2 protein-coding genes are annotated in these 2,445 nt (G+C 64.5%); both read left to right on the forward strand.

All coding sequences use genetic code 11. The features are described from left to right. The first annotated feature begins 165 nt into the window (after positions 1-165). A complete protein-coding gene (locus HC022_RS24050) occupies positions 166-1,968 on the forward strand; it encodes a methanol/ethanol family PQQ-dependent dehydrogenase (protein WP_089962496.1) in 1,803 nt (600 codons plus the stop codon). Positions 1,969-2,045: 77 nt separating this feature from the next. Beyond that, positions 2,046-2,445 (forward strand): c-type cytochrome, methanol metabolism-related (locus HC022_RS24055; protein ID WP_167454082.1); only part of this gene is annotated, 400 nt, incomplete at its 3' end.

Here is a 2,445-nt window from a genome sequence, read left to right on the forward strand (position 1 = left end):
TAGGAGCGAAAGGAGAGACAGCGACAGCAGCTCAGATGGAATTCCGGATCCGGCGGGAGGAATTGAGGCGCCGGTCCGGTGTGGCCCGAAACGGTGGGGTCCCCGTGTGGGGAGACACACCCGGGGCAGCAAGGCGGCATTGCCGCATATCCAAGGGAGAAGGAAATGAAGAGACTGACGCTCATGACGTCAGGGGTCGCCCTGTTCGCAGCTTCGATGGCGATGGCGAACGACGACCTCATGGCCCAGATGGACAACGCCTCGCAATGGGCGATCCAGACGGGCGATTATTCGAACCAGCGCTATTCCGAACTGGACAAGATCAACAAGGACAACGTCGGTGACCTCCAGGTCGCATGGACGTTCTCCACCGGCGTCCTGCGCGGCCACGAGGGCTCGCCCCTCGTCGTCGGCGACACCATGTTCGTGCACACCCCGTTCCCGAACATCGTCTATGCGCTCGACCTGAACGAGCAGGGCAAGATCAAGTGGCGCTACGAGCCCAAGCAGGATCCGAACGTGATCCCGGTGATGTGCTGCGACACGGTGAACCGTGGCGTCGCCTATGCCGATGGCAAGATCTTCCTGCACCAGGCGGACACCAAGGTCGTGGCGCTCGACGCCGAGACCGGGGAAGTGCTCTGGGAAGTGATGAACGGCGACGCCTCGAAGGGCGAGACCAACACCGCCACCGTGCTTCCGGTCAAGGACAAGGTAATCGTCGGCATCTCGGGCGGCGAATTCGGTGTGCGCGGCCATGTGACCGCCTACAACATGGAAACCGGCGAGCAGGAATGGCGGGCCTATTCCATGGGTCCCGACAGCGACATCCTGATGGACCCCGAGAACACCACGCATCTCGGCAAGCCGGTGGGCGCGGACTCGGGCACCAACACCTGGGAAGGCGACCAGTGGATGATCGGTGGCGGCACCACCTGGGGCTGGTATTCCTATGACCCCGAGGCCGACCTGATCTACTACGGCACCGGCAACCCCTCGACCTGGAACCCGGCGCAGCGCCCGGGCGACAACCGCTGGTCGATGACCGTCATGGCGCGTGACCCCGACGACGGCATGGCCAAGTGGGTCTACCAAATGACGCCCCATGACGAGTGGGACTTCGACGGCGTCAACGAGATGATCCTCACGGATCAGGAGATGGACGGCGAGATGCGCAAGCTTCTCACCCACTTCGACCGGAACGGCCTGGCCTACACCCTGGACCGGATCTCGGGCGAACTGCTCGTGGCCGAGAAGTACGACCCGGCGGTGAACTGGACCACCGGCGTCGACATGGACCCCGAGTCCGAGACCTTCGGTCGCCCGGCGGTCGTCGCCGAGTACTCGACCGAGCAGAACGGCGAGGACGTCAACTCCACCGGCATCTGCCCGGCGGCGCTTGGCACCAAGGACCAGCAGCCTGCGTCCTTCTCGCCCAAGACCGGCCTGTTCTATGTGCCGACCAACCACGTCTGCATGGACTACGAGCCGTTCCGCGTGAGCTACACCGCAGGTCAGCCCTACGTGGGTGCGACGCTGGCGATGTACCCGGCCCCCGACAGCCATGGCGGCATGGGCAACTTCATCGCCTGGGACAACCTCGCGGGTGAGATCAAGTGGTCGATCCCCGAGCAGTTCTCGGTCTGGTCGGGCGCTCTTGCGACCGCGGGCGACGTGGTGTTCTACGGCACGCTCGAGGGCTACCTCAAGGCCGTGGACTCCGAGACGGGCGACGAACTGTACAAGTTCAAGACCCCCTCGGGCATCATCGGCAACGTGATGACCTACGAGCATGACGGCAAGCAGTATATCGGCATCCTCTCGGGCGTCGGCGGCTGGGCCGGCATCGGACTGGCGGCAGGTCTCACCAACCCCAACGACGGGCTCGGTGCGGTCGGCGGCTACTCCGCGCTCTCCGACTACACCGCGCTTGGTGGTCAGCTGACAGTCTTCGCCCTTCCCGACTGATCCGCAGCCATCAACCGGGCCGGGGGCGTCTTCGGACACCGCCGGCCCGACCCTCACAGATGTCCAGGACATCTCACATGACCCGACCCCATATCCTTCTCGCGGCGACTGCAGGACTCCTGTCGGCTACCGCCCTGTGCGCGGCAGACACCGTGTCGATGGACGACCCGAACATTGCAGTGGGCTACGAGGAAGACGGGCGCTATTACACCGAGGACGGCGTACCCACCTTCAACGTGGCCGAGGATGGCACGGTCGACTGGCCGACCTTTTCGGGCTTCCGCCGTTACCACGCAGAATGTCACGTGTGCCACGGCCCCGACGGCGAGGGCTCGACCTACGCGCCCGCGCTTAAGAAGTCCGCCCTCACCATGGATTATTACGATTTCGTCGACGTCGTCACCAACGGCCGGCAGAAGGTCGGCGCGGCCGAGAACTCGGTGATGCCCGCCTTCGGCACCAACCCGAACGTGATGT

Origin of the sequence: Salipiger sp. HF18, from assembly GCF_011806505.1 — a bacterium.
Taxonomy (GTDB): domain Bacteria; phylum Pseudomonadota; class Alphaproteobacteria; order Rhodobacterales; family Rhodobacteraceae; genus Salipiger; species Salipiger thiooxidans.